This is a genomic window from Oleiphilus sp. HI0117, assembly GCF_001635235.1.
Genome location: NZ_LWGA01000754.1, coordinates 1 through 3,367, shown reverse-complemented (window position 1 = coordinate 3,367; position 3,367 = coordinate 1). Strand labels below are relative to the sequence as shown.

Sequence of the window (3,367 nt, the reverse complement as noted above, 5' to 3'; positions counted from 1 at the left end):
GTACTGACTACTGATAAGCATCAGCTCGATGGCCAGAGAACCCATAGCAAACTCACGCTCTAGGTTATGACGTGCCACCTTTACGACGACCGGGACTAGAACCTCTTCATCCCCATGCTGCATTGGTTTCTTAGCAACAAATACTGAGCCAATTGAGCCGGATTTAATCGGGTTATTGACATCAAAACCAAAATATCGGGATTCTGGCTTCTGACCAAACTCCTCATTAAAGGCTTGATAGACCTCGGATGCCGTCATCGGGTCGACATCTTCCTGGAATACTTTTAACTCTTTAGAGATTTCTTCAGGCAGGAAGTCTGAGTTTGCAGCGGCGACCTGCGCCATTTTGATAAACAAAGGGCCGAACTCACGTACCATTTTGGCAACAATTTCTGCCTGTTGTTTAAAGTCTTTTGGGTCTGTTTGCAGGAAGGGTTTTATGTAGCGAATAGCTTTTATCTGTCGCTTAAGGATATGTATGTCGCCACGCAAAACCTGGAGCTTTAATACTATTTCAGACAAGGTTTTCTGATTTATCTTTCGGATATGCTTAATGCTGTTAACGATATCCAGAAGCAAAGGCTCATATGTACGCAAGACTGAACGGACAATATCCAGATTCAGCTCGACAACGCCTTTAAGCTCTGGCGATTCTATCAATTCTTGAAAGAAGCTCCAAAACTCATCAACAACAACTTCAGGAATATCGACTGGGCTGCGCAGAACCGCCTGCTTAACGACATAACCAATAAGATTTTCTGTCGACTCTTCATTGGGGATAATACGATACTTTCGAAGGTACTCCGTCAATGACCTAGAGTGAGATGAAACCGGGTGAAGATATAACTGCTCGAATAAAAGATCGAGTTCGTCGGCTAATTCATCTTGAGTGATCATGCGCTCTGTCATCAAGAGTTTCACAATCGGCACAAAGGCTTTTGGCAACGCGACACTACTCGTCGCCAAGTCGCCAGCCCCTTTAAATACGGAAAAGGTACTGTCCTTGATAGATGGAATATCCAGAAAGCGTTTTTTCTCTTTGGGCATTTTTGGCTTCGACATTATAAACAGAGCACCGTGCTTTCTTAAGCAGAATGACAGATTGATGAGCACAAGATTACCATAATGGCGACTTTCCTGCAGTCATTTGTCAACACAAAAAGCATTGTGACAGAGAGTTAAATTATTGCTTCAAAGCTAATAGCCGTAAATCGTTGCTATACTGCTTAAGAGGCAGATAAGCTTTCAAGTAAATTACATTGTTTTAAGACCCACTGAGCCCCAAAGTACTATGGAACATCTCTCGATTGTCAATTCCTTCTTCCTTATCTTTTCTGGGGCCGCGATCCTTGCTTCAATTGTTTTATATACTCGTCAGCCTATTATTGTCGCCTATATTGCCTTAGGTGCCTTAATAGGCCCTTATGGCTTGCACTATGTGAGCGATGCGCACCTGCTGTCAGAAATAGCAGAGATCGGAATTATCTTTTTGCTGTTTTTATTAGGGCTCGATATGCAACCAAAGAGCTTGATGCACATGTTGCGAAAAGCCACCCTGGTCGCTATTGTCAGTTCCCTAGCCTTCGCCTTTACCGGGTTTATGATTGGAAAAGGCTTTGGCTACAGCTCTCAAGAGTCCGTGATTATCGGCTGTGCGATGATGTTTTCTAGTACGATTATAGGCATAAAGCTTCTCCCTACAACCGTCTTGCATCACCGCCATGTCGGGGAACTTGTTGTGGGTATGCTACTGCTACAGGATTTGGTGGCAATTGTCGTGTTGCTCATATTAGGAGGCAGCGGTACTTCAGCAGATCCGGACAGCAACAGTATCTTTAGCTTCGTTAAAACAATGCTAACTTTGCCATTACTTATCTTTGTCGTATTCGCTACCGTAAAGCATGTCATCCTTAAATTGATATCCAAGTTTGACCGTTTTCATGAGTATATATTCTTGCTGACAATTGGTTGGTGCCTGGGTGTTGCAGAACTCGCACATTACATTGGGTTATCTTCTGAAATCGGCGCTTTTATCGCAGGCATCAGCATCGCGACTAGCCCAATCGCCCAATATATCGCCGAGCATTTAAAACCGCTTCGTGACTTCTTTTTAGTTCTGTTTTTCTTTTCGCTGGGCGCTTCATTCAACTTAGGCTTACTGGCAGACGTTATTCTCCCCTCACTACTACTGGCTGGGCTGATTATTGTTATCAAGCCAGTGATATTCCGTTGGTTGCTTACGCGCAGCAAAGAACCCAATGACATTGCCTGGGAAGCTGGTTTTCGATTAGGCCAAATTAGTGAGTTTTCGTTACTGATTGCCTACCTGGCAACCGCATCGGCTTTGATAGGGACCGAGGCCTCCCACCTTATCCAGGCCACAGCAATACTGACTTTCATCTTTAACTCATATATTGTTATCTTTAACTTCCCCAATCCGATCGCTATTAGCGACAAATTAAGACGAGATTAATGCCCAAAGCTCCTTGCCCCTGTGGGTCTTCCCTGACGTATGACGACTGCTGTGCTCTTATTCATGCTGACATAGCTAAAGCACTAAGAGCCGAGCAGCTAATGCGCTCTCGCTACAGTGCCTTTGTACTTGAGAATGAAGACTACCTTCTAACAAGCTGGCACCCGGACACCCGCCCAAGCAACCTTGATTTCGATTCACAAAGTAAGTGGCTTGGTTTGAAAATTAAAGATACAGTAGCAGGTCTAGAGGATGATAAGGAAGGCCAAGTGTCTTTCGTTGCACGTTATAAAGTGTCGGGCAAGGCTCAGCGAATTGTAGAGAATAGCCATTTCATTAAGCTTGATGGTATTTGGCAGTATCACTCAGCTACTGATAATTAATACTTGCTATGAAGCTTAAATGAATATACATAATAAAGTACTGCTTCATATGCATATCGCCGCATTATTGCTTGGTGGTACAGCACTTTTTTCAAAACTAATTCCCTATGCTGCCTGGGACATAATTGCCTACCGAACTCTGATTTGCGGCCTCACCGTATTTATTGTGGCACTTCTATTCAAACAAAAACTTAGAATTAGCACTTTACCCGTTTTTTTACTCTTGGTGTTTTGCAGCATGCTGTTCACCGTTCANTGGACAGCCTATTTTCAAGCGATGCAGCTGTCGACTGTCGCTATCGGCATGATCTCGATGTTTACCTTTCCTGTCATGACGGTATTTCTGGAACCCTTAATCAATAAAACACGGCTTCATAAAGCCGATATCCTCATGGGTTTGCTGGTTATGCTCGGTTTCTTTATGATCGTCCCGGACTTTACTCTCGAAAACAATGTCACCGCATGAGTATTGTTTGGTCTTTTATCTGCACTGGCTGTGGCACTAAGAAAT

General features: G+C 43.6%; 4 protein-coding genes. 3 read left to right on the top strand and 1 reads right to left on the bottom strand.

The window, feature by feature from the left end; genetic code table 11:
• Positions 1-1,062 (bottom strand): AarF/UbiB family protein (locus A3757_RS12015; protein ID WP_231878264.1); only part of this gene is annotated, 1,062 nt, incomplete at its 3' end.
• Positions 1,063-1,291: 229 nt separating this feature from the next.
• Here A3757_RS12015 and A3757_RS12010 point away from each other — a divergent pair.
• From A3757_RS12010 to A3757_RS12000, 3 genes are read left to right on the top strand one after another with little or no spacing between them, the layout of a single operon-like run.
• Positions 1,292-2,473, top strand: coding sequence for a cation:proton antiporter (locus tag A3757_RS12010; RefSeq protein WP_068513710.1), 1,182 nt, complete (start codon positions 1,292-1,294; stop codon positions 2,471-2,473).
• Positions 2,473-2,856, top strand: coding sequence for a YchJ family protein (locus tag A3757_RS12005; protein WP_068513714.1), 384 nt, complete (start codon positions 2,473-2,475; stop codon positions 2,854-2,856). Before A3757_RS12010 ends, A3757_RS12005 begins: the two co-directional genes overlap by 1 nt.
• A 19-nt stretch (positions 2,857-2,875) precedes the next feature.
• A complete protein-coding gene (locus A3757_RS12000) occupies positions 2,876-3,322 on the top strand; it encodes a DMT family transporter (RefSeq protein ID WP_082872102.1) in 447 nt (148 codons plus the stop codon).
• The last annotated feature ends 45 nt before the right edge of the window (positions 3,323-3,367 follow it).

Bases quoted from the DNA above. Each gene is read 5' to 3' on its own strand.
- A3757_RS12010 (WP_068513710.1), top strand. From the start codon at position 1,292: ATGGAACATCTCTCGATTGTCAATTCCTTCTTCCTTATCTTTTCTGGG.
- A3757_RS12005 (WP_068513714.1), top strand. From the start codon at position 2,473: ATGCCCAAAGCTCCTTGCCCCTGTGGGTCTTCCCTGACGTATGACGAC.